The following is a 26,624-nucleotide window of genomic DNA, read 5'->3' as shown; positions in this document are numbered from 1 at the left end:
CCGGCGGGACCAAAATCCCGCCGGCCTGCCTCACCCGCCCAAAGGAACGCCGGATTGCTGCCCCAAGCCATTGCAGCATGCAAGCGACGTCCCGATCGCCCTCACCGCTTGGAGGCATCGAGCGCCGAGGCCAGGCGCACGAGCTGGAGGAACTCCGCGCGGTAGCCGAACGGGTCGGCGCCGCGCGCGGCGGTGGCGATTTCGAGAATGCGGTCGTAGCCGAAATCGGCGGTCTGGTCCGCATCGCGCAGTTTCTGGCCGAAGGCGGCGACGGCGACCGAAAACCGCTGGTCGTCGCTGGCCGCGCCGAACCGGGCAACCTCGTTGGCAGCCGTCACCGGCGTTTCGATCAATTTGGAGACGTCCTCGTCCGGCAGCTTGTAGCGGATCTTGACGAAGGCATATTCGTCCGCATGGGCGATGCCGGCATCGTTGTCGGCCTTGGCCTCGCCGTAACGCAGATCGTCGATCATCTGCGCCGGGCTGCCCTTCGGGGTGATCTCGTAGATCGCGGTCACGGCATGGCCGGAGCCGATATCGCCGGCGTCGACCCGGTCATTGTTGAAATCCTCGCGCTTCAGCGCCCGGGTCTCGTAGCCGATCAGCCGGTATTCGGCGACCGCCTCGGGGTTGAACTCGACCTGGATCTTGACGTCCTTGGCGATCGAAAACAGCGTCGAGGTCGCCTCCTGAACCAGCGTCTTTTCCGCCTCGGCCAGCGTATCGATATAGGCGGCGGTGCCGTTGCCGTTCTGGGCGATGGTCTGCATCATCTGGTCGTTGTAATTGCCGCGGCCGAAGCCGAACACCGACAGGAACACGCCCGACCGGCGCTTGTCTTCGATCAGCCGCTTGAGATCCTCGTCCGAGCTCTGGCCGACATTGAAATCGCCGTCGGTCGCCAGCATCACCCGGTTGACGCCACCCTCGACGAAACTCTCCTGGGCCAGGCGATAGGCCTCGCGCAGCCCCGCCTCCCCGGCGGTCGAGCCGCCGGCGCCCAGCCGGTCGAGCGCGCCCAGGATCTTGGCCTTCTCCGATCCCTTGGTCGGTTCGAGCACGGTTCCCGCACTGCCGGCATAGGTCACGATCGAGATCGTGTCGTCGCCATCCATGCGCTCGACCAGAAGCCGGAAGGCCGATTTCAAAAGCGGCAGCTTGTCGGGCGCGTTCATCGAGCCCGACGTGTCGATCAGAAACACCAGGTTCGATTTCGGCTCCGCCGCCGGCGCCACGTCGTAGCCCTTGATCGCCACATGCATCAGCTTGGTGTGGTCGTTCCAGGGTGTCGGCATCACCGTGACGGTCGAATTGAACGGCGTTTCCGCATTCTGCGGCCCTGGCCAGTCATAGTTGAAATAGTTGATCATCTCCTCGACCCGCACCGTGTCGGCCTGCGGCAGCGCGCCGTTTTTCAAGGTCGCGCGGGTGAAGGCGTAGGACGCGGTGTCGACGTCGATCGAAAACGTCGAAACCGGATCTTCCAACGCCGACCTGACCGGGTTGGTGTCGAAGGCTTCGAGCCGGTCGCGGTCTTCCACGGGAACCGGCATGGCGTCGGGCGGCGCCACCGAGGGCGACGGCGGCGCGGCATAACGCTTCTTGGCCAGCGCGTTCGCGCCGCCGCGCAGGTCGCGCGTCCCGCCGCCGAGCGTCTGCAACGTGCCGACCGGCGGCGCGGACATGGTCGAATCGAGCGCGATTTCGGCCTCCTCGCGCGGGCTTGCCGGCGCCGGCTCGAAGGCGAGCGAACGATCGTCCTCGCCGGCCTTGCCGCCGTTGAGATCGAGCACGCCGCCACCCGTTTCCTGCACCGCCCTGTCCTGGCGCAACGCGAATGGACCGTCATTCATCAGATAATAGGTGGCGTAGCCGGCGACCGGCACCGCCAAAAGGCTGGCGATGACGGGCGTGGAAAGGAATTTGCGGTCCATGAGGCGGCTCCAGATTTTTTGTGTTCTGGAGTTTTGACGCCGCGTATCGGCCGATCCTTGGGGTGTTGGGGCAAAATTTTCGTCGAACGACGTCAACGCCGCCGAAAGCGCCCTGTCGCGCGCCGTCGCGTCGGGTTCGGGAACGGGCGCCGTGCGCAAGATGTCCAGTTCGTCCTTGGCCATGATCAGCCTTCCCCGGCCCGGTCCGCCATCAGGACCTTGAGCCGCTTTTTCGCTTCGTGGATGTGCCAGGAGACGGTCGCCTCCGCACAGCCCATCACATCGGAGGCCCGCTCGTGCGACAGGCCCTCGCCGTAGACCAGAAGCACCGCCTCGCACTGCTTGGCCGGCAGGCGCCGCACCGCCTCCCACAACGCTTCGGCCCCGTCGTCGGCGCTCTCGGCGGCAGCCGCCTCGCTCAGGGCGTGAACGGCATAGGCGGACGCCTTGACCTGTTCGCGCGCGGCCTTGCGGGCATGGTCGCGCGCTGCATTCAGGGTAAGCGTGTAAAGCCAGGTGGTAAGCCGGCCCTCGCCGCGAAAGCCGGCAATCGCCTTGCCGAGCCGCACGCACACGTCCTGGGCGATGTCCTCGGCATCGGCCGACCGCCCGATGCGGCGGTAGGCGACCCGGTAGATGAAGTCGTAGTGGCGCTCGACGAGCCGCGCGAACGCCGCCCGGTCGCCAGCGCGCGCCTGCGCGACCAGTGTGTCGTCCTCACTATCGTTGCCGGCAAGCATCAGTGCCATCATTTGTCCGTTAGACGATGCAATCCAGCCATTCCTTGGGTGGTGTTGCGAAAAATCCGGGCAAATTTCCCGACAAAAGCGAAACGAGGTCGTGGATTGATAAACGCGCCGTCAGAGCCGAATGGCCGCACGTTTGACGAGGGCCGGGACGCTGGCGGCGTGTTTCTCATAACGCGTCGCGATGCGACGACAGTGCTTGATCCGGTCAAAGAACCGCTCGATGTGGTTTCGGTGGCATAAAGGTACCGGCTAAAGCAGACCGCATCACGATACTGCCGGCGGGCGGGGTGTTTGCGCAGCCTCGTCCCGATGCGAGATTGCGGAAAGGTTTTGATTCCAGCCCCCAGCATGACGCCGTCGAACGAACCGGTTGAGGGACCATAACGCTCGGGCAGGTCACGCCGTGGCGCTCCCGACCGCAAGACCCAGAAAACACCGTTGAGGACGCGCCCGTCATCCCCACACGAAACTGCTCGCGGCCTGCAAGGACGGATGGGCAAATCGGCCGCCATTCGGCGGCGGAGCGCGCGTGCCTCATGTTCACAACTCCTTTTAGGAGCTTGAATCACACCGGCATGTCAAACTTCACTGTCTGCCTTGCCTCCCGAGTTGGCGATCTGGCCCGCAGGGTTGCCCGGCCGCTTAGAGCCCGTCCAAGACGTCCACAACAGCCTATTTTTTGCTCGTATGCATAGCATGCCCAAAATGATCGCGTATCGCCGTGGACCGAAGCAAATAAATCGAAAGTCCGACATATGTGGCATATTCCAAGAGCATTGTCAGAACACCGGTTGTTCCACCTCCAAATGCCCCAAAATCCATTACTTCAACAAAACAGAGCGTCGCCAATACGGCATACATGGTGATCGTCACGTAGGGTGTATTCGGCCATTTCCCAAGATAGCCAAAAACAAAAAATATCCCTGTGAGCATAATCGTAAAGAAATGGGCGAACTGTAAACCATCGGGAAATTTTCTATTTTGCAAACCGAGGCTCAGGACGGGGAGAAAATATTCCAATAGCCCCAGAACGCCCCAAAGCAGAAGGAACGCCGAGAGTACGAGAAGAAGTTTGGGAAGTACGCGGTCGAGTGCAGACACGGCTATATCTCCAAGGCTGGCGTTTCATCATCACGACCAAAACCGGTCATTTGGCTTCTAGAATACCATGTCATAGCCACTCCGGAGCACAGGTATACCATTACGAAATGCAGCCTGCTGCCTACACCTTTTGTCCGGACTATCCGCATTGCTGTCCCACGCGGTCGATTGATTGGTGTCAGGGGTCTGCTGAAGCCAAACACGGCTTTCGCCCATTCAAAAGTAAACGCCCCAGCCTGCTTCAGGGCGATTGCGGTCGGCCAAAAAGCCTCACAAACAAGCGCAGGGCAGCTTCGGCGCGCTCCTGCGCCTCCTTGGCCGACGGCGCCGGCAGCACGCCGATCGCGCGGCGGATCTGAAGGTCGCCGATCAGCAGGCGGATATAGGTCTCGGCCGCCTCGGCCGCGTCCGTCTCCACAAGTTGGCGCGCATCGATCGCCTTTTGCATCAGTTTTTGGAGCAGCGGCACCACCGCCGCGCGGCCGCTTTCAGCAATCGTGGCCCCGAGCGTGGCGGTCTCGTCGACATCGCCGACAGCGGCGCGGTTGAGCGCCACCGCCCTGTCGCCGGCGACCAGTTGGACAAGCAGCGGCCCGATCTGCCCGAGCGCGCCAAGCGCGTCGCCGTCGTGCTCGAGGCTGCGGTCGAGTTGCTCGCGCACGGCGCGCGCATTCGCCTTCACGAGAGCGGCAAACAGCGCCTGCTTGCTGCCGTACCAGCGGTACAGAGTCTCGTTCGAGGCCGACGCCCGTTTGGCCACCGCGAGCATCGAGGTCGCCTTGTAGCCCTTCTCGGCCAGCACCGCGTAGGCGGCCGCCTCGATCTCGCGCTGCCGCGCCCGCTGTCGTTCTGCCCGCACGCGCCACTCCCCATGTCGATACGCTGCTTGACAACACCCGTACATGCGAATACGTACTTGTCAAATCGTACACATCTTTACGGATATAAGGAGCCTCCCATGCCGATTGCCGCCTCCGCCACGCCGACGCGCGCCGCGCTCGCGGTACTGATCGTCCTGCAGGCGGTGATGCTGTGGGCCTTGTTCACCCGCACGCCGCCGCACCCACCGGCCGAAATCGTTCCGTTCGGCATGGCGCCGTTTCTCGCCGTGGCGATTTCGGCGGCGCTGACCGCGCTGCTGCTTGACGACGAACAAAGCCGGCCCGGCTCGGCTTTCGCTCTCCTGGCGGCCCTGCTGGCGCTGGTTTCCTTCGGCCCGCAAAAATGGTTCGATCCGGCGATCGCCAAGATCTGGCCCGCCGTCATCGCCGCCGAGATCGCCGTCGCCGTCATCGCTGTCCGGCTGGGCAAGGCCCTCAGCGGCACGCGGAGCGAACGGCGATGACCGACAAAAGCGCAAGCATCGCCCTCCTCCTCGCCGCCTTGATGCTGGGCACGATGGCCGGTTTTTTCTATGCCTTTTCCGTCTGCGTGATGCCGGGGCTCGACGCCGCGCGTCCCGCCGCCGCGATCGAGGCGATGCAGGAGATCAACCGCGCCGTCCGCAATCCGGTGTTTTTTACCAGCTTCTTTGTAACGCCCGCCGTGGCCGCCGGCGCCGCCCTCCTGTGCTGGCAGGCCGGCAGAAGGCGGGCAGCCTATGCCGCCGGCCTCGCGACGCTAACCTATCTGGCCGGCGCGATGGCGCCGACCATTGTCGTCAACGTGCCGCTCAACCAGGCGCTCGCCGCCTATGGCGACGGTGGCAACGGCCTGCCGGCGGCCGACATGTGGCGCGCCTATTCCCCCGCCTGGACCGGCTGGAACACGGCCCGCGGCGGCTTTTCTATCATCGCCATGGCCTTCGCACTGCTCGCCCTTGCCACCCCTGCCGCGCACACGCGCGAGACGAGCGCGCATAAAACCCGTCCGTGACGGCGCGCGTCGGCCGAGCTCAGCACGGCCGCGCCGGATTGCCGGCGACGGTTGCCCCCGCCGCGACGTCGCGCGTGACCACCGCGCCCGCGCCGACGATCGCGCCGTCGCCAATGGTCAGGCCGGGCAGGATGATCGCCCCGCCGCCGACCCACACGTCGCTGCCGATCGCGACCGGCAGCGCCCGTTCAAGGCCCTGCCCGCGCAGAACCGGGTCGCGGTGGTGGTCGGCGCAATAAATATGGACCGATGGGCCGAACATGGTGCCGGCGCCGATCGTAACCGGCGCCGTGTCGAGGATAACGCAGCCGGTATTGAAATAGACCCGGTCGCCGACGAACAGATTGAACCCGTAGGCGCAGTGAAACGGCGCTTCGATGAACACATCGTCGCCCAGTCGCCCGAAAAGCGCGCCGAGTGCCGGCGCCAGCGCCCCGCGCACGGCGGGATGGGCGCTGTTGTGCGCATGCACGGCCGCCCGGGCCGCCGCGCGCAGTCCGTCCAATTCGTCATCGATGCAGCGATACCAATCGCCGGCTTGCATGCGCTCGCGTTCACGTGATGTCACCAGCTCGCTCCCCTGCCCTTGTGAAATCCCTCCGCCGCGACCACATAGGCGACATCGCCGCGGCCGATTCCCAGCGCCAGCGCGGCCCCGCGACCGGACTGGCATCATCGCCCCGCCCGCCCGTTCGGCCAATGGACTTTGCCCGGAGCGCCCGATAATTTTGGACAGACTCGACAGCCATGGAAAGGCCCGCCCCGTGAGCCAGCACCGCGTGCAGCGTCGGCTAGCCGCCATTCTGGTTGCCGACATCGTCGGCTACAGCCGCATGATGCGCGCCGACGAGGCGGCGACGCTGTCGCGGCTGAAGCGGTTGCGCGGCGATTTGCTCGACCCCAGGATCACCGAATATGGCGGCCGGCTGGTCAAGTCGACCGGAGACGGACTGCTCGCCGAGTTCCCCAGCGCCGTGGACGCGGTCCAGTATGCCGTCGACGTCCAGGACGCGATCGCGGCGGCGGATCCGGGTTCGGACGGCGACCCGATGCGCCTGCGCATCGGCATCAATCTCGGCGACGTGGTGGTCGAGGGCGACGACCTGCTGGGCGACGGCGTCAATGTCGCGGCCAGGATCGAAAGCATCGCCCGGCCGGGCGGCATCTGCATCTCCGCCTCGGTCTACGACCAGGTCCGCCACAAGCTCGATCTCGATTTCGAGGATCGCGGCCTGCGCGAGGTCAAGAACATCGCCGAACCGGTGCGCACCTACGCGGTCAATCCGAAAAGCCTCGCCCGCAACGCCGGCGCCGCCGCCGACGACGAGCGCCTGGTGATCGCCGACGCACCGTCGATCGCGGTGCTGCCGTTCGACAATATGAGCGGCGATGCCGAACAGGATTATTTCTCCGACGGCATCACCGAGGACATCATCACCGATCTGTCGAAGGTCTCGCGGCTGATGGTGATCGCCCGCAACTCTTCCTTCACCTACAAAGGCCGCGCCGTCGACGTGAAGCAGGTGGCGCGCGAACTCGGCGTGCGCCACGTCCTGGAAGGCTCGGTGCGCAAGGCCGGCAACCGCGTCCGGGTGACGGCGCAGCTGATCGACGGCGCGACCGGCGGCCATGTCTGGGCCGAGCGCTACGACCGTGTGCTGGAGGATATTTTCGCCATCCAGGACGAGATCACCCTGGCGATCGTCGACGAATTGAAGGTCAGGCTCGACCTCGGCGAGAAGGATCGGCTCGGCACCAAGCCCTCGGCCAATGTCGAGGCCTACGACATGGCCCTGCACGGCCGCGAGAAGCTCATGGCCAGCGTCAGCCCGGCCAGCAAGGACGAGGCGATCGCCATGTTCGAACGGGCGCGCGCGCTCGATCCCGATTTCGTCGCCCCCTATGTCGGCCTCGCCTTCGCTCACCTCATGAGCTACACCAACGCCTGGCCGCCCGACCCGGACGCCTCGCTCGACCACGCCCTCGACCTGGCGCACAAGGCGATCGACCTCGACGCCAACGACCCCCTGGCCAGCCGCGCCTATGCGGTCGCGCTGTTGTGGAAGCGCCGTCTCGACGAGGCCTGCGGGGAATTGGGCCGGGCAACGGCGCTGGCGCCCAACGACTCCGAGCTCCTGGCCACGCGCGGCAACATGCTGGTCTATATGCATGAGCCCGACGCGGCGGTGGAAAGCCTGGAAAAGGCGATCCGCCTCGACCCGCTCTATCCCGACATGTGGCTGCATTTCCTGGGCCACGCCTATTTCATGAAGGGCGATTACGAAACGGCGGCGCGCTATCTGCGCGAGCGCATTCTCAGGCAGCCCGACACCGACCTCTCCCGTACCATGCTCGCCTCCGCCTACGGCCATCTCGGCCGCGTCGACGAGGCGCGCCGACTGTGGAACGAGGTGTTCGAGGTCAATCCGCACTATTCGCTGGAACAGAAGGAGCGGGTCCTGCCCTACAAGGATCCGTCGGACTGGAACCGCTTCGTCGACGGCTTAAAAAAAGCCGGGCTGCCGCGCTGACGCCGGCGCCGTTCAGGCGCCGCCACCGCCCAGCGGCAGCCCCGCCTCAGCCGCGCTCCCGCGCCCGGCCCGTTCCGCGCTCGACAAGCACCGTCATCAGCCACAGCCCGATCCCGATCGAGATCAGCACCGCCGCGATTTTATACTGGACCGGGTCGCGCCCCGTCCACGGCCCGGCGAGAAAGGCACACGAGGCCGCGCCAAGGACCGGCAGCGCCGTCGGCGCCTTGAAATGGCTGTGCGCCACGGGATCGCGCCGCAGCACCAGCACCGCGACATTGACCACCGTGAACACGCCCAGAAGCAGCAGCGCCGTGGTTCCCCCGAGCGCCGGCACGCCGCCGCCGAACCCGAGCAGACCGAATGCCAACAGCGTGGTGAACCCGATTGCCACATGCGGCGTGCGCCGGCCGGCATGCACCCGCCCGAGCAGCGCCGGCAGCACCCGCTCGCGGCTCATGCCGTAAAGCAGCCGGCTCGCCATCAGCATGTTGATCAGCGCCGAATTGGCCACGGCGAACATGGTGATGAAGCCGAACAGGCCGACTGGAAAGGACGGCGCGCCCGCCTGCACCACCTTCAGCAACGGCGCCTCGCCCTCGCCCAGTTCGTCCGGCGGCACCAGCACGACAGCCGAGATCGAGACCAGCATGTAGACCAGCCCGGTGATCAGCAGGCCGGCCAAAAGCACCTTGGGAAAAATACGGCTCGGGTCCCGGCACTCCTCGGCCATGTTGACGGAGTCCTCGAAGCCGACCATGGCGAAGAAGGCGAGCGTGGTTGCCCCGACCACCGACCAGACGACGCCCTGTCCGGGCACGGTCTTGAACTCCAGCACCCGGCCGAGATCGCCTTGCCCGGCGCCGATCGCCCAGAACCCGATCACGACGATGATCAGCAAGCCGCTGAGCTCGACCATGGTCAGCACGACGTTCAGTTTCACGCTTTCGCTGACCCCACGAAAATTGACCAGCGCGATAATCGCCATGAAGACGAGCCCGGCCAGCGTCAGGCCGGCACCGTCCCGCAGGCCGAGGTCGAACGCTTCCGACAGATTGGCCGCGAAGGCGCGCGAGGCGGTCGACGCCGACGTGATGCCCGAACTCATCACCGCGAAAGCGACGATGAAGGTCAGGAAGTGGATGCCGAACGCCTTGTGCGTATAGAGCGCGGCCCCGGCGGCCCTCGGATATTTGGTGACCAGTTCCAGATAGGAGAACGCCGTTACCAGCGCGACCGCGAACGCCACCAGAAAGGGCAGCCACACGGCGCCGCCGACCTGGTTCGCCACCTTGCCGGTCAAGGCGTAAATGCCGGTGCCGAGAATGTCGCCGACGATGAACAGCAGCAAGAGCCAGGGCCCCATCACGCGGCGAAGGCCCGGTCCCTCGGCGCCGTCACCGGTCAAGGGGGCCGAATGCGTCTCCATGCTCGATCTCTCCATGTCCGGCGCGCAGGGCGCTCGATGCGCGCCCGGCCGGTTTATCGATCGACTGGAGCGCCGGCAAATGCGCGCATGTGGAAAGCCTGCTGGGCGTCGTCGTAACGCCAGCCGGCGCCGACCGGGCAGGCAAGCCGCGCCAGGCAGCCACGGCCGAGACAGGCACCGCCACGGCCGGAGCGCAGATGGGCAAGACAGGCGTCGGGGTCGTGACGGGTCGCCGAGACCGCATCGGCCGGGCAAGCAAAAAGACAAGGTTTTTCGACACATGCGTCACAGGCGTGAATCATCGCCTGAGGACGGGCCTCCACCACCCGTGTCTCGAACAGCAGCGCCCCGCGATAGGCGTGCCACAGGCCGTATTCGGGATGGATCAGGATGCCGAGCGGCGACGGCTTCAGCCCCTCCGCGCGCATCGCCCAGCGCTGGAACGGCAAAAACGGTTTTTCGAACGGAAACACCGCCCGTGCCGAAAATCTTTTGGCGATCGTGCCGATCGTTGCGCGCGACCAGCAATCGAGCGGGTCGGCCAGAGCCGCCGGCTGTGCGACGCGCCAGCGCGAAAAATGCGGCCAGATGGCCGACCCGGCATGGCCGACCAGCACCACCGCTGTGGCCTCCGCCCCCGAAGGACCGGCCGGCGCCGCCTCGTCATCGTCGAACACGAAGCCGCCGCGCGCCATCAGCCCATGCGCGGCGAGCGCCCCCGCCAGGCTTTCGTCCGCCGACCCGGCAGCCATCACCGCACACGCTCAATAATGCCCGGCAACAGCTTCCGCACCGGCCGCCTCGCGCGCATGCCTACCCTCCGTCCGGCCCCTTGATGGCGGAGCGCCAGACCTCCTTGTGGATGATGTCGGCCACTTTAGCCCGGCCGTCCTCGGGCTTCTTTCACGTGAAGGCGTCGGGCATCGACTCCTTCTTCTGGGCCACGAACGCGTTCAGCGCCTCGGCAACGCCCTGGTCGAGAGCCGGTGCCTCGTAGCCTTCGAGCCAGCGCCGTGCAAGCCCGTTGGCACGCTGCGGCGCGGTCTTCTCGCCCTCGGCCTGCCATTGCTCGAAGGAATTGTTGTCGGCGATCGAGGAGCGATAGAAAGCGGTCTGGAAATTGGCCTGGGTGTGCGCGCAGCCGAGATAGTGGCTGCCCGGCCCGACCTCGCGGATGGCGTCCATGGCCTGACCGTTCTCCGACAGGTCGACGCCGGCCGCGAGCTTTTGCGCCATGCCGAGCTGGTCGACGTCCATGACGAATTTTTCGTAGCAGGAGGCCAGCCCCCCCTCCAGCCAACCGGCCGAATGCAGCACGAAATTGGTGCCGGCAAGCAGGGTCGCGTTGAGCGTGTTGGCGCTTTCATAGGCCGCCTGCGCGTCCGGCACCTTGGAAGCGCACAACGAGCCGCCGGTTCGGAACGGCAGGCCGAGGCGCCGGGCAAGCTGCGCCGCGCCGTAGGAGACCAGCGCCGGCTCCGGCGTGCCGAAGGTCGGCGCGCCCGACTGCATGGAAATCGAGGAGGCGAAGGTGCCGAACAGGACTGGCGCGCCCGGCCGCACGAGCTGGGTAAACGCCGCCCCCGCCATCACTTCCGCCAGCACCTGGGTCAGGGTTCCGGCGACCGTCACCGGGCTCATCGCTCCAGCCAGGATAAAGGGCGTGACGATCGTGGCCTGATTGTTGCGGGCATAGACCTTGGCCGCGCCCAGCATGGTCTCGTCGAACACCATCGGCGAATTGGCGTTGATCAGGTTGATGACGACCGTGTTGTGCTCGACGAATTCCGCCCCGAACAGGATCTTGCACATCTCGACCGTGTCCTGCGCCCGCTCGGGCGCGGTCACCGAGCCCATGAACGGCTTGTCGGACAAGGTCATGTGCGCCAGCACCATGTCGAGATGGCGCTTGTTGACCGGCACGTCGACCGGCTCGCACACCGTGCCGCCGGAATGGTGGATCGAGGGCGCGAGATAGGCGAGTTTCACGAAATTGCGAAAATCCTCGATGGTGGCGTAACGGCGCTTGCCGTCGAGGTCGCGCACGAAGGGCGGCCCGTAAACCGGCGCGAAAACCGTCGCGTCGCCGCCGATTTCGACCGAACGCGCCGGATTGCGGGCGTGCTGGGTGAAGACGGAGGGCGCGCTCTTCAACAGCGCCCGGCACAGGCCCTTGGGGAAATGCACCCGCTCGCCTTTCACCTCGGCGCCAGCGTCGCGCCAAAGCTGCAAGGCCTCGGCGTCGTCGCGGAACTCGATGCCGATCTCCTCCAGCACCCGGTCGGCATTGGCCTCGATCAGCGCCAAGCCTTCCTCGTCCAGCACCTCATAGGGCCGGATCTTGCGGTGGATGAAGGCCTGTTGGGCACCGGGCCCGCCTCCCGTCCGCGCCGCCCGCCGCGCCGCCGCGCCGCCACGATCGCCGCGCGCGCGCCGTGATGCGCCGGCCTCCTGCTCGACTGCCAGATTCTCGACCATCGACTGACTTCCCGAAAGTGGTTGCGGGCCGGTCGCCGCGGCTCTGCGCGACCGCGCCGGCCCTTTGAGCGGATCGTATTCATCGCCCTTGGCCAAACCGTCCCGCAAACGCCAAGTGCTGTCGCAAAATCGACAGAAAAGCGCGAAAAAATTCAGTCGCTTTCGTATTGGCGAACGTCGCAATTCGGCTATGCGTCAACCCGCCATGACGAATACACATGGTGAGCGTGCCGGTATCTGTGATGACCGGTTCGCATGCTTGGGAGGCGCCGATGTCCGATGATGAAATCATCCTCTCCGAACTCGACGACGAAGAACTCGTGCAGCAGATGCACGACGATCTTTATGACGGGTTGAAGGAGGAAATCGAGGAAGGAACCCGCATCCTCCTCGATCGCGGCTGGCTGCCCTACAAGGTGCTCACCGAGGCGCTCGTGGAGGGCATGCGCATCGTCGGCGAGGATTTCCGCGACGGGATCCTGTTCGTGCCGGAGGTCCTGCTTTCGGCCAACGCGATGAAGGCGGGCATGGCGATCCTGCGCCCGCTACTGGCCGCCACCGGCGCCCCCAAACAGGGCAAGATGGTGATCGGCACCGTCAAGGGCGACATCCACGACATCGGCAAGAACCTCGTCGGCATGATGATGGAGGGCGCCGGCTTCGACGTGGTCGATCTCGGCATCAACAATCCGGTGGAAAAATATCTCGAGGCGCTGGAAACCGAAAAGCCCGACATTCTCGGCATGTCGGCGCTTTTGACCACGACCATGCCCTATATGAAGGTCGTTATCGACGCGATGAAGGAAAAGGGCATCCGCGACGATTTCATCGTGTTGGTGGGCGGCGCGCCTTTGAACGAGGATTTCGGCAAGGCGGTCGGCGCCGACGCCTATTGCCGCGACGCCGCGGTGACGGTCGAAACGGCCAAGGACATGATCAAGCGCAAGCACAATATCCGCGCGTCGGCCTGATCGCCCGCCCTGCGCCCACCTGGCGCCCTGCCGGGCTCAGTCGCCGCCGCCGTCGACATACTGGTCGGGCGAAGCGCAGCCGGAAACCGTCAGGCCACCGGCAAGCGTCAGCACAACGGTAAGCGAGGCGATCAATTTGGCCATGGCACTGCCTTTCGAGAAGGTGGAACGAACCGCAACGGGATCGTAACATGACATACCCGCATCCCCCTTCCCCGCACGCGCACAGGATGCTGGTGATCGGGTGCGGCATGATCGCCCGCGAAATCCTCGCGGTCAAACAACAGCTCGGCCTCGACCATCTCGACCTCACCTGCCTGCCGGCCGAACTCCATTATTATCCCGACCGCATTCCCGCCGCGATGGACAAGGCGATCGAAAAAGCCAGGGCCGACGGCTATCAGGACATTTTCGTCGGGTATGCCGATTGCGGCACCGGCGGGCTTTTGGACAAGATTTGCGCAAAGCACGGCGTCGAGCGGCTGGCCGGGCCGCACTGCTTCGCCCTTTATCAGGGACTCGCCGCGTTCGACACGGTTGCCGAAGACGACATGATGGCCTTTTACATGACGGACTTTCTGTGCCGCCATTTCGAGACCTTCTTCCTCAAGCCGCTCGGCCTCGACCGTCACCCCGAGCTGATCAAGGACTTTTTCGGCAATTACGAAAAGGTGGTCTATCTCGCCCAGACCGACGATCCCGCTCTCGACCGGGTCGCCGAACGGGCCGCGCAGATGCTCGGTCTGGCCTATGAACGCCGCGCGACCGGCTATGGCGAACTGCCCCAGGCGCTCGCCACCGCCTACAGCCCGGCAGGTTAGCGCCGGACCGGAAAACGCCCGACCGAAACCGCCCGGCCGAAACCGCGCCGGCCTGGCGCGCGAGATCTTACCCCCGACCAACGGACCACCCGCTCAAGCGGCGCGACACGATCGCGCTGGTCTCGAAAGCGCCGGATTCCACATCTATCCGATCGGTCGCAGCCGGCGTCTTGCGTTTGTGTCGGTGGCCGTCCACCCGCCCGCAACGGGTGTTGGGGCAGGCGCGCCGGCGTCGGTCGCGGTTTGCGGCACGGCGGCGAGCTGCGGGGGATTTTCCCGCGCCACGGCGCGCGACGCGACTTTTTCGGATCGAGCCGTTAAGGACAGGCTGTTGACTGGTTTGCACGGCCGCGATTTGCGGCAGCGTCACAATGGGTTAACCGCTCGCGGCCTATACTGGCCGGCGAGGCCTGGACTGGGACGACGGTGAAGGCGACACGGACAAAAACGGAACATGGACACCTTTAGCGACATGGCGGTGGAACCGCGGCCCGTGCGCCGCAGACGCCCGCGCCGGCTGTCGGAGGTCTTTGCCCGGCTCGCGGCGGAAGCCGACGGCCCCGTCACCATCGGCCAGATACGCGACGCGCTCGGCGACCGTTCCTTTGCCGCCCTGCTGGTGTTCTTCGCCGCCTTCAACCTGCTGCCGCTGCCGCCCGGCGCCTCGGTGATCCTGGGCGCGCCGCTGATCATCGTGTCGGCGCAGATGGTGGCCGGCAGCAGCACCGCCTGGCTGCCGCGTTTTTTGATGCGCAAATCGCTGAGCCAGGCGCAGTTTCGGGCCCTGTCGGAGCGGCTGATACCGCGCATGGTGCGACTCGAGACCCTGATCCGGCCGCGTTACTGGCCGTTCTGGCGCCGTCGGGGCGACCGCGTGATCGGCGTGATCGCGCTGATCCTGGCGATCGCCGTCGTGTTGCCGGTGCCGCTCGGCAACTGGCTACCCGCCTTCGCCACCGCGCTCGTCGGGCTGGCCATGTCGGAGCGCGACGGCATTCTGTTCGCGATCGCCGTCATTGTCGGCATCGCCTCTTTGATCGTGATCGCGCTGGTCATCGCCTCGGCCGGCGCGGTTCTGCACCTGGTCTTCGCCCAGGCCGGGTCGGCGGGCTGGTGGTGAGTTAGCCGCCCCGGCGCCTGGCACGGAGCGCCGGGCCCGCACCGCCCCGACCACGCCCCCGCCCGGCAGCGACGTCGCATTTGAATGGCCAGGCGTCGTCTCATAACAAGCGGCGCCCGAAGCGTTGCGGCAATGCTCCGCCAGTACCATTGCGGAGTCGGGCCGATGGCTGACCTGATCGTCGTTTACTGGCGGGATATTCCGGCTCAGGTGATTGTCCGGAAGGGCCGGGCCAATGCCAAGCGAGAATTGCCGACCCGCTTCACCGAAGCCATCGACATGGCCGCCATGCGCTCGGGCGCGGCCGACACCGACGCCTATCTCGCCGAATGGCGCAAGGCCGACCCCGTCAGCGTCGGCGACGATCTGGAGGCCGAGGCCGACAAGGCAGCCGCCGCCCTCGAGGCCGATTACGACAAGCCGCGCCTCGTCGCGCTCGCCAAGCAGGGAGGGCGCGCCGATGGCTGAACACACGGCAAAGGTCACGCTCGCCACCCGCATCCGCAAGGCCGCCGCCCGCAAGGACTATCGTCCCGCCGATGTGTCGCCGCAGCGCCGGGTGCAGCGGCGCTATTCCATGCGGCTGTGGTCGGTGCGCCATGCCCGCTTTCTCGAGCGGCTCTACGATGTTTTCGCCGGCGCCTTCCTGCTGCTGCACCCGTTCTGGAAAGCGGTCGGCTACGCCCGCGCGGAAGCGCCGGTGAAATTCGTCGAGAAGCGGGTCAAGGGCCTGTTGTTCGACTGCCGCATGTGCGGCCAGTGCGTGCTGTCGTCGACCGGCATGTCGTGCCCGATGAACTGCCCCAAGCAATTGCGCAACGGCCCCTGCGGCGGCGTGCGCGCCAACGGCCATTGCGAGGTCGAGCCCGACATGCCCTGCGTATGGGTCAAGGCGTGGGAAGGTTCGCGCGCCATGGCCGGCGGCGATGCCATCCTGACCGTGCAGAAACCCGTCGACCAGTCCCTGCGCGAAACCTCGGCCTGGCTGCGGGTCACCGCCGAAACCGCTGCCGAGCGCGCGCGGGACCGCGCGGGAGAAGCGGCATGAGCACGCACCGCCCCGTCCAACCCGACGAGAATCCGGCCGGCATCGACCTGCCGCTCGACCCGCTGCCCGGCCATTCCTCGCTCGGCCGGCTCGAACGCGTCCTCAGGCGCGGCGAATTCGCCGTTACCGCCGAGCTCAACCCGCCCGACAGCGCCAACCCGTACGAGGTCTACGAGCGCGCGGCGATTTTCGACGGCTGGGTCGACGGCATCAATGCCGTCGATGCGTCCGGCGCCAACTGCCATATGTCCTCGGTCGGCATCTGCGCGCTTTTGACCCGTATGGGTTACACGACCATCTTGCAGATTTCGTGCCGGGACCGGAACCGCATCGCCATCCAGGGCGATGTGCTGGGTGCGGCCGCGATGGGGGTGTGCAACGTTCTGTGCCTGACCGGCGACGGGGTGCAGGCCGGCGACCAGCCGGGCGCCAAGCCGGTCTTCGACCTCGACTGCATGTCGCTCTTGGAGACCGTGCGCATCATGCGCGACAAGGCGAAATTCCTCTCCGGTCGCAAGCTGACCGCGCCGCCGGCCATGTTTTTGGGCGCGGCAATCAACCCCTTCGCCCCACCGCACGATTTTCGCGCGCACCGACTCGCCAAGAAGGTCGCCGCCGGCGCCCAGTTCGTGCAGAGCCAATATTGCTACGACGTCCCGATGTTTCGCGACTACATGCAAAAGGTCGGCGATCTCGGCCTTCTCGATGAGGTGTTCGTGCTGTGCGGCGTCGGCCCGCTGGCGTCCGCGCGCACCGCGCGCTGGATGCGCGCCAACGTACCGGGCGTGCACATTCCCGATCACATCATCGCGCGTCTGGAAGGCGCCGCCGACCAGAAGGCGGAAGGCAAGCGGCTGTGCATCGACATCATCAACGAGGTCAAGGAGATCAAGGGCGTGTCCGGGATCCACGTCATGGCGTACCGGCAGGAAGAGTTCGTGGCCGAAATCGTGCACGAATCGGGCGTTCTCAAGAGCCGCAAGCCGTGGAAGCGCGAAGCCCGCGCCGACGATGTGATTGTGGCCGAACGGCTTGAGCATCTCCTGCATGACGAAGGCGGCGAAACCCCGCAACAGATCGTGAAAGAGGCTGCCAACTGATGGCGCCGACGCAACCAGAAACCCAATCGGCACGGCCCCGGCCGTACCCCCGGAGACAAGCATGACCCGCACCATCGTCGCTTCGGCACGCAAGGAAATCGTCATCGGCTTCGACCAGCCGTTCTGCGTTATCGGCGAGCGCATCAATCCGACCGGACGCAAGAAACTGGCGGCCGAGATGGTCGAGGGCAATTTCGACACGGTGCGCAGCGACGCCCGCGCCCAGGTCGCCGCCGGCGCGACCATGCTCGACGTCAATGCCGGCGTCACCGCCGTCGACCCCAACGCCACCGAGCCGGCGCTGCTGGTCCAGACCCTTGAGATCGTCCAGGATCTCGTCGACGTGCCGCTGTCGATCGACAGTTCCGTGACCGCCGCGATCGAGGCCGCGCTCCAGGTCGCCAAGGGCCGGCCGCTGGTCAATTCCGTTACCGGCGAGGAGGAAAAGCTCGAGGCGATCCTGCCGCTGGTCAAGAAATACGACGTGCCGGTGGTGGCGATCTCCAATGACGAAACCGGCATTTCCATGGATCCCGACGTGCGTTTCGCCGTCGCCAAGAAAATCGTCGAGCGCGCCATGGATCACGGCATCAAGGCCGAGGACGTCGTCGTCGACCCGCTGGTCATGCCGATCGGGGCGCTCGGCGACGCCGGCCGGCAGGTTTTCGCCTTGCTGCGCCGGCTGCGCGAGGAACTGAAGGTCAACACCACCTGCGGCCTGTCCAACATCTCCTTCGGCCTGCCGCATCGCCACGGCATCAACGCCGCCTTCATCCCCATGGTGATCGGCGCCGGCATGACCTCGGCGATCATGAACCCCTGCCGGCCGCAGGAGATGGAGGCCGTGCGCGGCGCCAACGTGCTGGCCGGCACAGACAGGGACTGCGCCACCTGGATCAGGACCTACAAGGACTACAAACCCGCCGAGGGCGGCAACGCGGCCGCCGCACCGGCCGGCGGCGGCGAAGGCGCCGCTTCGGGCGGCCGGCGCCGCGGCGGGCGCGAGGCGCGCATGGGTGCGCGGGGATAGGAAGGGCGCAGTCGCATGTCCGCACACCCCGCAATATCGCATGCGCAACGTCACGCAGGCTTCGCCTTCGGCCCGACGGAAATGATCGCGCTGTCGGAGCGCGGCGGCGGGCATGGCATACAGTGTGACCCGGTGATCCCGAGTCGCGCCTTGAACACGGATCGATGCTCATGAACCCGCCGCCAAACCTCACGGATCCGCTGGTGCTGTTCATGCCGTCCGGCAAGCGCGGGCGGTTCCCCAAGGGCACGCCGATCCTCGACGCCGCACGCGAGCTCGGCGTCTATGTCGAGAGCGTGTGCGGCGGTCGCGCCACCTGCGGCCGCTGCCAGATCGAGGTGCAGGAAGGCCAGTTCGCCAAGCACAAGATCGTCTCCTCGCTCGACAACATATCCGCCATGGGCGGCAAGGAGCGCCGCTACGCGGAAAAACGCGGCCTGGCCGACGGCCGCCGCCTGTCATGCTCGGCCACCATCGAGGGCGACCTGGTCGTCGACGTGCCCCAGGATACGGTCATCAACGCCCAGGTGGTGCGCAAGTCGCCGATCGAGCGCACCATCGAGCGAAACCCGGCGGTGCAGCTTTGCTACGTCGAGGTCGACGAACCGGACATGCACAAGCCGCTCGGCGATCTCGACCGCTTGAAGGCGGTGCTGGAGCGCGACTGGGGCTGGGAGGACCTCTTGGTCTCCCAGCATATCATTCCGACCGTGCAGGCGACCCTGCGCAAAGGCAATTGGGGCGTGACGGCCGCCATCCACCAGGACCTGGAGTCCTCGCGTCCCACCATCATCGCGCTGTGGCCCGGTCTTCACAACGAGGCCTACGGCATCGCCTGCGACATCGGCTCGACCACCATCGCCATGCATCTGGTGTCGCTCCTGTCGGGCCGCATCGCCGCCTCCTCGGGCACGTCGAACCCGCAGATCCGCTTCGGCGAGGACCTGATGAGCCGGGTTTCCTATGTGATGATGAACCCGGACGGGCGCGTGGCCATGACCAAGGCGGTGCGCGGCGCCGTCAACGCGTTGATCGAGAAGGTCTGCCGGGAGGGCGGCGTCGACCAGGACGACATTCTCGATTCGGTGTTCGTCGGCAATCCGATCATGCACCATCTGTTCTTGGGCATCGACCCGACCGAACTGGGCCAGGCCCCGTTCGCGCTCGCCGTGTCGGGCGCCGTCCACAGCTGGGGCAGCGAGCTCGGCCTGGCGATCAATTTCGGCGCGCGCGTCTACGTGCTGCCGTGTATCGCAGGCCATGTCGGGGCGGACGCGGCCGGCGCCGTCTTGTCCGAACAGCCGCACCATCAGGACCGCATGATGCTGATGGTGGATGTCGGAACCAATGCCGAGATCGTTCTCGGCAACAGCCAGAGGGTGGTCGCCGCCTCCTCCCCGACCGGTCCCGCCTTCGAAGGGGCCGAAATCACCTCCGGGCAGCGCGCCGCCCCCGGCGCCATCGAGCGCGTGCGCATCGACAAGGATACGCTGGAGCCGCGTTTCACCATTATCGGCTCGGATCTGTGGTCCGACGACGCGGGTTTCGAGGCCGACGCAGCCCGGCTCGGCATCACCGGGATCTGCGGCTCCGCCATCATCGAGGTGGTGGCCGAAATGTATCTTGCCGGCATCATGTCCGAGGACGGCGTCATCAACGGCGCTCTGGCGGCAAAGAGCCCGCGCATCGTCGCCGACGGGCGAACCTGGTCCTACGTGCTGCACGAGGGCAAGCAGCGCATTCTCATCACCCAGACCGACGTGCGCGCCGTCCAACTCGCCAAGGCCGCTCTCTACGCCGGCATCCGCCTGTTGATGGAAAAGCTCGGCATCGACCATGTCGACACGATCCGCTTCGCCGGCGCCTTCGGCTCCTTCATTGACCCCAAATACGCGATGGTGCTTGGCCTGATCCCCGATTGCGAGCTTTCCGAGGTCAAGGCGGTCGGCAACGCCGCCGGCACCGGCGCGCTGATGGCGCTGCTCAACCGCGACTATCGCCGCGAGATCGAGGAGGTGGTGCGGCGCATCGAAAAGATCGAAACCGCACTCGAGCCGCGGTTCCAGAACCACTTCATCCATGCCATGGCCCTGCCCAACAAGGTCGACCCCTTCCCCAAGCTCGCCGCGCAGGTCGCGCTGCCGCCGAAGGCGGAGCCCGCCTCCGACGCCGAGCCCGGCCAGGTTACGCCGCGCCGGCGTTCGCGCGAGGAGCGCGCCGCGCGCCGTGTGCGCGGCTGAGCGCCCTCTATAGCGATCGCCGCCGCGCTTGACGGCGACGCCCAGGCGTCATTCACTTCCGCGCATATGAGCGGAGAACAATATGCCCAGCCTGAAAAGCCGCCTCGTCGCGCTGGTTCTCAAACATACCCGCAAGAAATCGTTCCGCTCGGCCGCGGCGCTGCACAAGCGCATCGCCGCCGCACGCGAAACGGAGGATCACCGCCCGCCCCAGGCGATCCGCCAGAGGCTTGCGATCGAGACGCGACAGGTCGACGGCTTTCCCGTCTACGAGGTCGCCCCGCCAGCACCGCGCGGCGAAGGCCGGCTGGTCTATTTCCACGGCGGCGCCTATTGTTTCGAGATCACGCCGTTTCACTGGAACCTGATCGCCGAACTGGCCGAGCGGCTCGCGATCCGGATCACCGTGCCGATCTATCCGCTCGCTCCCGAACACGACATTCACGCCATGTTCGGCATGGCAATGAGCCTCTATCGGCAAATGCTGCAGCAAGTTCCGGCGCGCACGATCCTGTTTGCCGGCGATTCGGCCGGCGGCAACATGGCGCTGGTGCTGACCATGATGGCCGCGCGGGAGGGCCTGCCCCTGCCCGCCGCGCATCTTCTGATTTCGCCCGGCCTCGACATGACCATGACCAATCCGCAGGTCGAGGCGGCCGCCCGGCACGATCCCTGGCTCGACATCGCAGGCGGGCTGGAGGCGGTACGGCTTTATGCGGCCGGCCTCGACTTTGCCGACTGGCGCATCAGCCCGCTTTACGGCGATCTGTCGGACCTGCCGCCAAGTCTCGTCTTTTCCGGCACGCGCGACCTGCTTTATCCCGACACGCGGGTTTTCGTCGACAAGGCCCGCGGCGCCGGCGTCGACATCGACCTCGTCACCGGCGAAAAGATGTTCCATGTCTGGCCGCTGATCGACATGCCGGAAGCGCGCCGGGCCCGCGATCGCATGGTCGCCTTCCTGTCCAACCAGCTTGCGGCGCACCAGGCGGAACCGGCGCCGGTCAAAACCGCCCCGTCGTCTTGAACGCCTCGAAGGTCGCGCGAATATGGTCGGCGGCCGCGCGCACCGGCGCGCTCGCCTCCGGCGCGATCATCATGGCGAGATTGTAGGCGTTGAGCTCGGGCATGCCGTCCTTGGGGCCGAGCGCCACCAGGTCGCCCCCGATGAAGGACCGGGGCAGAGGCGCCACGGCAAGGTCGGCCAGGATCGCGGCGCGTTGGCCGGCCGTATGCGCGCTCATATAGGCAACGCGGTAATTGCGGCCCTGCGTGCTGAGCGCGTCGAGCGCATTGGCCCGCCAGATGCAGCCTTCCTCCCACAGCGACACCGGCAGCGGCTCGCGCAGATGCGCCGAACCGCCGCGCGCACCGCCCCACACCACCGGCTCGGTCAGAAGAATTTCCGCCTCTTCCGGCGCCGTCTTCGCGCAACAGGTGATGATGATGATGTCGAGCTGGCGCTCGGCCATGCGCCGTTTCAGATTCACGCTCTGGTCGATCGTGACGTCGACGGCGATCGCCGGATGGGTTTCGGCAAACCGCCGCAGCACCGCAGGCAGCACCCGCTCGCCATAGTCGTCCGGCGAGCCGAGACGTACCACGCCGGTAATGTCGGGGACGATGAATTTGGAAACCGCCTCGCGATTGATCGCCAGAAGCCGGCGCGCATAGCCGAGCAGCAACTCGCCATCATTGGTCAGGGTCACCGAGCGCGCATCCCGCGTGAAGACCGCGCGGCCGAGCGTCTCCTCGAGCTTCTTGATCTGCATGGACACGGCCGATGGCGTGCGGAATACCGCGCTTGCCGCCATCGTGAAGCTGCCCGTCTCGGCGATCGCCACGAAGGTGCGCAGCACGTCCAGCTCGAGCAGCGGAAGGGGATGATTGAGGGGAGCGGTCATGACATCTTTCAGTTTTATTGAACCAATGCCTCACTTCATTTCGTTTGAGTGAAGCGAAAAACATTCCCATAGTCAAGTTCGAAACCGGCAGGAGCCGCCGGAACGAAGGAGACGAACAATGTTGCCGCAAACCGCATTCGTGCATTTGGTCGAAGGTCTGTCCATCGCCCGCGCCTACACCGACACGACCGATCGGCGCCCCGGCGCGGCGTCGCCGCAGCCGATTCGCTGGCATCACCGGTTTACGCATCGCCTGGCGCGGCGGCGTTCTTGACGCCCCGACCCCGGCGCGAGCGATCGCCCGATCGACCCGACCCGTTTCAAAAAAGGAGATCGACATGTCCATGTTCGGCACCGTCGGCCGTATGGTCCACGCCTATATGCAAATGCGCAGGTTGAACCGCAACGAGCGCATCATCGCCGCCCTGCCGCCCGAGATCCAGAAGGATATCGGCTGGCCCGACCTCGGCGGGCATCCCGCCCAAAATCGCCAGGATCCGCGGTTCCTGCAATTGCCGCGCTCGTGAGATTGGCGCCAAAATGGCGGCCGGCTTCGCCGACCGGGCACCGGCCGTCCCCTCCGCCCGGTTTCTTCAAGGACAAGACGATGCGTGCCCTGACCGTTCTGCGCGATTTCCTCGCCGAATTCGACGCCATCTGGGACCACGCCCGCACCGGGCGCGACCCGCGCCGGCAACCGGCGAAGGGCACAAGCCGCGCAAAAACGACATGGCACGCATGATAAACGCGCATGGCGGCGGCCTATACTTTTAACAGATTGTTTTCATTATATTTTCGAAAACAGCTTTTCCATGGACCGATGTCGCATTTCGCATGGTCCGCTTCGCATTTTCAGTAGCGGGCCGGACTGGCCATACCTATATGTCGGCCAAAGCGAGGTGCCCCACTCCAATGCGCGAAGGCAAACCCGTACGACCTCTAATGTATGGAGAACTGTCATGAAGCTTTTCGCCCGCATGTTCGCCGGTCACCGCAACGGCAACCTCACCACCGTTTTCGAACGCCAGCGTCTGAGCAAGACCATGCCCGGCCAGACCGGCGCCCTGGCTGCGTCGCGCCTCGGTTACATCGTCAACTGACGCCGAAATTCCTGCGGGCGCAGCCGCCCGTACCATGATCGAAAACACGCCCGCTCCGGCAATTTCCGGACGGGCGTTTTTCGTAAAACACGGACAGGCGGCGGCGACGCATCGGCCGCTTTGGGTCGGGATGGAATCGAGGCCACCAAAATATTCATGGTCGAGCCGTTCGAAGCCGTTGACAGGCCCTACATTTCGAGACGACAGTTTGATGACGGCGACGCAGCCGCGCCGATGGAACACAGGATTGTCATGGGGGCCGATGTGAGCATCAGGGGCACCGTCAAAAGGTCCATCGTCTTCTTCCTGGTCCCCGATTTCACGATGCTCGCCTTCGCGACGGCGGTCGAGCCGTTGCGTGCGGCCAACCGCATGCTCGGCTACGAGGCCTATCGCTGGCGCCTGGCCAGCGTGGACGGCAGGCCGGTCAAGGCCTCGTGTCAGATCGAATGCGCCGTCGACACCTCGCTCGACGACGAGCGGCGCAAGATGTCGGGCCCCGAGCGGCCGTCCATGGTCGTCGTGTGCAGCGGCGTCAATGTCGAGAACTACACCAACAAGTCGACCTTCGCCTGGTTGCGCGAGGAAGCCAATCGCGGCGTGGCGATCGGCGGCCTGTGCACCGGCGCCTATATCCTGGCGGCCGCGGGACTGCTGTCCAACCGCCGCTGCGCCATTCACTGGGAAAATCTGCCCGGTTTCTCCGAGCGTTTCCCCAAGGCGAACGTGATCGCCGACCTGTTCGAAATCGACCAGAACCTGCATACCTGCGCGGGCGGCACGGCCGCGCTCGACATGATGCTCAAGCTGGTCGGCGACGATTTCGATGACGGGCTCGTCAACCGCATCTGCGAGCAGGTGCTGACCGACCGGGTGCGCAGCCCCACCGACCGCCAGCGCCTGCCGCTGCGCGCGCGGCTCGGCGTGCAGAACGCCAAGGTGCTGTCGATCATCGAACTGATGGAAGCCAATCTGTCCGAGCCGCTGTCGCTGGTCGAGATCGCCGACGGCGTCGACCTGTCGCGACGCCAGATCGAGCGGCTGTTCCGCCAGGAGATGGGCCGTTCGCCGGCGCGCTATTATCTCGAAATCCGCCTCGACCGGGCCCGTCACCTGCTGATCCAGTCCTCCATGCCGGTGGTCGAGGTGGCGGTGGCTTGCGGTTTCGTGTCGGCCTCGCATTTCTCCAAATGCTATCGCGAACTTTACGCCCGCTCGCCGCAGCAGGAGCGCAACGACCGCAAGAGCCTGCTTGCCGCCTGACCCCGCACGCGGCGGCAAGGCCGGACGCGGTTCGACTGCGGCAGGTCGCTCCCCGGGCGGCAATTGGCACGGGCGCCATGACGCCCGGCGGCGTCAGTTCTCGTTCCAGAACCTTTGCCGATCCTGCCACATTTTTTCGCCGATCAGGCAATCATAGCCGCCGGCCGGCGCCTGCGCCGGGCGCACGGCGACCGTGACCACCCGCGCGGCGCGATCGGAAGACGGCCGCGTCCGGTTCGGCGGCCGGCCGGCCAGTTCCAGCACCAGCTTGCGTCGGATCGTTTCGGGAAAATGCGACCATTCGGTCACCGGGATGACGAACGACCCCGGCCCGCCGATCACACAATGCGCGTAATAGCGATCGAGATCGGGCAGGTCGAAGCGGGTGGTCATGCCGCTATTGGTCATCAGCGGCAATCCGTTGACGACGATGCCGCGCGCCACCAGCCCGTCGCGGGCTTCATCGACCGGCGGCCCCTGATTGTTGGGACCGTCGCCCGACACGTCGATAACCCGTTTCATTCCCCTGAAACCATTGTTTTCGAACAGGCTTTCGGCAAAGAGCAACCCGCTGGAGATCGAGGTGCGGCGCGCGCTCCTGGCCGGCGTCGCCGTCAACAGCGCCACGAAGGCTTCCGCGTCCGCCCGCGAGGCGATGCGTGTCCACGGCACGACGAGACGCTGGCTGGTCTCGCCGGCCCATTCGAAATAGGTCACCGCGATCTTGCCGTGCAGGCCGCTGCGGATCGCGGCCAAGACCTGCTCGTGCACGAGCGCGGCCACATAGCCCTCGCGCTGGATATCGAGTTCGCTCGGCGACATCGACAGCGACACGTCGACGGCCAGCACCAGTTCGACATCGACCACCTCGTCGCCCTCGCCGCCGCTGCCCGCCCAGGCGCCCACCGGACCGGCCAGGGCGAAGGCGGCCGCCCCGATCAATGCCAGCACCACGCTCAGCGCCGGCATCGCGGCCCGCTGCGATCTGCGCCTCGTCCAGACCATCAATCCTGCTCCATCCCGCTCCAGATCTTCTCGCCGATCAGGCAATCCACGCCGGCCGCGTCGGCCATGCCGGTCCGGCCGGCGACCGTTTGAACCGGAACGGCGAAATGCGACAATTCAAGCACCAGCTTCCAGCGCACCGCTTCGGCGAAATGGTCCCAACTGCGCACCGGCAACAAAAACGCGCGTGGCCCGCCGATGACGCAGTGCGAATAATAGTCTTCCAAAAGCGCGATCGTCTCGTCGCCGAAGGCGCGGCCTTCGAGAATGATCGGCAAGCCGTTGATGGTGATGCCGTTTTCGACCGCGATGTCGCGCCATGCCGCGACCATGCCGCCCTGATTGTTGGGGCCGTCGCCGGAAATGTCGATGATGCGGCGCAGGCCGCGAAAGCCGCTCGTGGCGAAGGCGCGCATGGAATGGCGGATCGCGCCGGATATCGAGGTCTGGAACAGATTGCGCACCGGCGCCTGCTCCAGCAGCGTCGCGACATGCTCGGCCCGGGCGGCACCGTCGACCAGGGTCCACGGCACCACGACACGGCGCGAATTCGATGCGCCCCACTCCACATAGGTCAGCGCCACGCGACCGTATCGACCGCTTTCGATCGCCCGCAGCACCTCCGGCGAGCGGAGCGCGGCGATATAGCCTTGCCGTTGCAGCGCGAGTTCGTCGGCCGTCATCGAGCTCGACACGTCGACGGCCAGCACCAGCTCGACATCGACGACCGCAACGTCTTGGCCGGCGAACGCGCCCTTCCCCGGCGCGCCAAGCACCAGCGCCGCCAACACCAGTCCGGCCAACGGGGTCCAGACAACCGACATGTCGCCATGATAGGGCAATCGCGGCGACAGGAAAGCGAGCGGCCCGGCGATAGCGGGGCCGGGCTTTCACTTTTACGCGACCGCGCCGGCCGGGCGCCTGC

The 26,624-nt window shown here is 66.0% G+C and carries 28 protein-coding genes and 1 pseudogene; 17 read left to right on the top strand and 12 right to left on the bottom strand.

Going from position 1 to position 26,624, the window contains the following annotated elements; all coding sequences use genetic code 11:
- Window positions 1-101 precede the first annotated feature (101 nt).
- The 5 genes and pseudogenes from C7T96_RS13115 to C7T96_RS13100 all read right to left on the bottom strand — a co-directional run bounded on the left by C7T96_RS13115 (window position 102) and on the right by C7T96_RS13100 (window position 4,643).
- Window positions 102-2,117 carry a VWA domain-containing protein gene (locus C7T96_RS13115; RefSeq protein ID WP_106571674.1) on the bottom strand — a complete coding sequence of 672 codons (2,016 nt, stop codon included), beginning with the start codon at window positions 2,115-2,117 and terminating at the stop codon, window positions 102-104.
- 2 nt (window positions 2,118-2,119) lie between these two features.
- Complete coding sequence (locus C7T96_RS13110) at window positions 2,120-2,683, bottom strand: RNA polymerase sigma factor (protein WP_199190479.1); 564 nt, start codon at window positions 2,681-2,683, stop codon at window positions 2,120-2,122.
- A gap of 312 nt (window positions 2,684-2,995) precedes the next feature.
- A pseudogene (locus C7T96_RS24370) lies at window positions 2,996-3,195 on the bottom strand (transposase); the annotation flags it as partial.
- A gap of 160 nt (window positions 3,196-3,355) precedes the next feature.
- The gene (locus C7T96_RS23895; protein ID WP_146149185.1) at window positions 3,356-3,784 is read right to left on the bottom strand and encodes a hypothetical protein; all 429 of its coding nucleotides are present in this window, start codon (window positions 3,782-3,784) and stop codon (window positions 3,356-3,358) included.
- A 241-nt stretch (window positions 3,785-4,025) separates the two neighbouring features.
- The gene (locus tag C7T96_RS13100; RefSeq protein WP_158264363.1) at window positions 4,026-4,643 is read right to left on the bottom strand and encodes a TetR/AcrR family transcriptional regulator; all 618 of its coding nucleotides are present in this window, start codon (window positions 4,641-4,643) and stop codon (window positions 4,026-4,028) included.
- Window positions 4,644-4,742: 99 nt separating this feature from the next.
- Here C7T96_RS13100 and C7T96_RS13095 point away from each other — a divergent pair, with 99 nt between their 5' ends.
- Both C7T96_RS13095 and C7T96_RS13090 read left to right on the top strand, forming a co-directional pair.
- Window positions 4,743-5,129, top strand: a complete 387-nt coding sequence (locus C7T96_RS13095; protein ID WP_106571671.1) for a hypothetical protein — start codon at window positions 4,743-4,745, stop codon at window positions 5,127-5,129.
- Window positions 5,126-5,659 (top strand): anthrone oxygenase family protein, encoded by a 534-nt coding sequence (locus C7T96_RS13090; protein ID WP_158264362.1) that lies wholly within the window; start codon window positions 5,126-5,128, stop codon window positions 5,657-5,659. Before C7T96_RS13095 ends, C7T96_RS13090 begins: the two co-directional genes overlap by 4 nt.
- Window positions 5,660-5,678: 19 nt before the next feature.
- Here C7T96_RS13090 and C7T96_RS13085 read toward each other — a convergent pair whose 3' ends face one another.
- Window positions 5,679-6,227 (bottom strand): sugar O-acetyltransferase, encoded by a 549-nt coding sequence (locus tag C7T96_RS13085; protein WP_106571841.1) that lies wholly within the window; start codon window positions 6,225-6,227, stop codon window positions 5,679-5,681.
- 196 nt (window positions 6,228-6,423) lie between these two features.
- On the opposite strand from C7T96_RS13085, the gene C7T96_RS13080 reads away from it, so the two are divergent.
- Window positions 6,424-8,190 (top strand): adenylate/guanylate cyclase domain-containing protein, encoded by a 1,767-nt coding sequence (locus tag C7T96_RS13080; protein WP_275069003.1) that lies wholly within the window; start codon window positions 6,424-6,426, stop codon window positions 8,188-8,190.
- Between the two features lie 46 nt (window positions 8,191-8,236).
- On the opposite strand, the gene C7T96_RS13075 is transcribed toward C7T96_RS13080, so the two are convergent.
- From C7T96_RS13075 to C7T96_RS13065, 3 genes are all read right to left on the bottom strand, one after another.
- Complete coding sequence (locus C7T96_RS13075) at window positions 8,237-9,619, bottom strand: APC family permease (protein ID WP_238719854.1); 1,383 nt, start codon at window positions 9,617-9,619, stop codon at window positions 8,237-8,239.
- A 53-nt stretch (window positions 9,620-9,672) separates the two neighbouring features.
- A complete protein-coding gene (locus C7T96_RS13070; RefSeq protein WP_106571668.1) occupies window positions 9,673-10,371 on the bottom strand; it encodes a hypothetical protein in 699 nt (232 codons plus the stop codon).
- A gap of 151 nt (window positions 10,372-10,522) precedes the next feature.
- Complete coding sequence (locus C7T96_RS13065) at window positions 10,523-12,097, bottom strand: trimethylamine methyltransferase family protein (RefSeq protein ID WP_106571667.1); 1,575 nt, start codon at window positions 12,095-12,097, stop codon at window positions 10,523-10,525.
- Window positions 12,098-12,369: 272 nt separating this feature from the next.
- On the opposite strand from C7T96_RS13065, the gene C7T96_RS13060 reads away from it, so the two are divergent.
- The 9 genes from C7T96_RS13060 to C7T96_RS13020 all read left to right on the top strand — a co-directional run bounded on the left by C7T96_RS13060 (window position 12,370) and on the right by C7T96_RS13020 (window position 21,454).
- Window positions 12,370-13,068: a B12-binding domain-containing protein gene (locus C7T96_RS13060; protein ID WP_106571839.1), complete on the top strand. Its 699-nt coding sequence runs from the start codon at window positions 12,370-12,372 to the stop codon at window positions 13,066-13,068.
- A 191-nt stretch (window positions 13,069-13,259) separates the two neighbouring features.
- Window positions 13,260-13,889: a DUF1638 domain-containing protein gene (locus C7T96_RS13055; protein WP_106571666.1), complete on the top strand. Its 630-nt coding sequence runs from the start codon at window positions 13,260-13,262 to the stop codon at window positions 13,887-13,889.
- Window positions 13,890-14,343: 454 nt separating this feature from the next.
- Entirely contained in the window at window positions 14,344-15,009 is a 666-nt protein-coding gene (locus tag C7T96_RS13050; RefSeq protein WP_106571665.1) for an exopolysaccharide biosynthesis protein, read from the top strand.
- 165 nt (window positions 15,010-15,174) lie between these two features.
- A complete protein-coding gene (locus C7T96_RS13045; protein WP_106571664.1) occupies window positions 15,175-15,477 on the top strand; it encodes a virulence factor in 303 nt (100 codons plus the stop codon).
- On the top strand, window positions 15,470-16,057 hold the full coding sequence (locus tag C7T96_RS13040) for a methylenetetrahydrofolate reductase C-terminal domain-containing protein (protein WP_106571663.1): 588 nt from the start codon (window positions 15,470-15,472) through the stop codon (window positions 16,055-16,057). The genes C7T96_RS13045 and C7T96_RS13040 overlap by 8 nt, the downstream gene beginning before the upstream one ends.
- Entirely contained in the window at window positions 16,054-17,157 is a 1,104-nt protein-coding gene (locus tag C7T96_RS13035; protein WP_106571662.1) for a methylenetetrahydrofolate reductase, read from the top strand. The genes C7T96_RS13040 and C7T96_RS13035 overlap by 4 nt, the downstream gene beginning before the upstream one ends.
- Window positions 17,158-17,218: 61 nt before the next feature.
- Window positions 17,219-18,187: a methyltetrahydrofolate cobalamin methyltransferase gene (locus tag C7T96_RS13030; protein WP_106571661.1), complete on the top strand. Its 969-nt coding sequence runs from the start codon at window positions 17,219-17,221 to the stop codon at window positions 18,185-18,187.
- A gap of 170 nt (window positions 18,188-18,357) precedes the next feature.
- Entirely contained in the window at window positions 18,358-20,427 is a 2,070-nt protein-coding gene (locus C7T96_RS13025) for an ASKHA domain-containing protein (protein ID WP_199190475.1), read from the top strand.
- 82 nt (window positions 20,428-20,509) lie between these two features.
- Window positions 20,510-21,454, top strand: coding sequence for an alpha/beta hydrolase (locus C7T96_RS13020; protein WP_106571659.1), 945 nt, complete (start codon window positions 20,510-20,512; stop codon window positions 21,452-21,454).
- On the opposite strand, the gene C7T96_RS13015 is transcribed toward C7T96_RS13020, so the two are convergent.
- On the bottom strand, window positions 21,432-22,331 hold the full coding sequence (locus tag C7T96_RS13015) for a LysR substrate-binding domain-containing protein (protein ID WP_106571658.1): 900 nt from the start codon (window positions 22,329-22,331) through the stop codon (window positions 21,432-21,434). The genes C7T96_RS13020 and C7T96_RS13015 overlap by 23 nt on opposite strands.
- Window positions 22,332-22,449: 118 nt before the next feature.
- On the opposite strand from C7T96_RS13015, the gene C7T96_RS24070 reads away from it, so the two are divergent.
- The 5 genes from C7T96_RS24070 to C7T96_RS13005 all read left to right on the top strand — a co-directional run bounded on the left by C7T96_RS24070 (window position 22,450) and on the right by C7T96_RS13005 (window position 24,694).
- Window positions 22,450-22,605, top strand: coding sequence for a hypothetical protein (locus C7T96_RS24070; RefSeq protein WP_158264361.1), 156 nt, complete (start codon window positions 22,450-22,452; stop codon window positions 22,603-22,605).
- A 64-nt stretch (window positions 22,606-22,669) separates the two neighbouring features.
- A complete protein-coding gene (locus C7T96_RS13010; RefSeq protein WP_106571657.1) occupies window positions 22,670-22,858 on the top strand; it encodes a hypothetical protein in 189 nt (62 codons plus the stop codon).
- An 80-nt stretch (window positions 22,859-22,938) separates the two neighbouring features.
- The gene (locus C7T96_RS24485) at window positions 22,939-23,073 is read left to right on the top strand and encodes a hypothetical protein (RefSeq protein WP_280951738.1); all 135 of its coding nucleotides are present in this window, start codon (window positions 22,939-22,941) and stop codon (window positions 23,071-23,073) included.
- A 217-nt stretch (window positions 23,074-23,290) separates the two neighbouring features.
- Window positions 23,291-23,431 (top strand): hypothetical protein, encoded by a 141-nt coding sequence (locus C7T96_RS24215; RefSeq protein ID WP_164749847.1) that lies wholly within the window; start codon window positions 23,291-23,293, stop codon window positions 23,429-23,431.
- A gap of 252 nt (window positions 23,432-23,683) precedes the next feature.
- Window positions 23,684-24,694 carry a GlxA family transcriptional regulator gene (locus tag C7T96_RS13005; protein WP_106571838.1) on the top strand — a complete coding sequence of 337 codons (1,011 nt, stop codon included), beginning with the start codon at window positions 23,684-23,686 and terminating at the stop codon, window positions 24,692-24,694.
- Window positions 24,695-24,787: 93 nt separating this feature from the next.
- Here the strand turns inward: C7T96_RS13005 and C7T96_RS13000 are convergent, their stop codons facing one another.
- A complete protein-coding gene (locus tag C7T96_RS13000) occupies window positions 24,788-25,699 on the bottom strand; it encodes a DUF1194 domain-containing protein (protein ID WP_245414139.1) in 912 nt (303 codons plus the stop codon).
- Window positions 25,699-26,523 (bottom strand): DUF1194 domain-containing protein, encoded by an 825-nt coding sequence (locus tag C7T96_RS12995; RefSeq protein ID WP_106571656.1) that lies wholly within the window; start codon window positions 26,521-26,523, stop codon window positions 25,699-25,701. Before C7T96_RS12995 ends, C7T96_RS13000 begins: the two co-directional genes overlap by 1 nt.
- Window positions 26,524-26,624 lie beyond the last annotated feature (101 nt).

The sequence above is a fragment of the Nitratireductor sp. StC3 genome, assembly GCF_003015025.1.
Classification (GTDB): domain Bacteria; phylum Pseudomonadota; class Alphaproteobacteria; order Rhizobiales; family Rhizobiaceae; genus Mangrovimarina; species Mangrovimarina alexandrii.
This window is presented reverse-complemented; position numbering and strand designations above follow the sequence as displayed.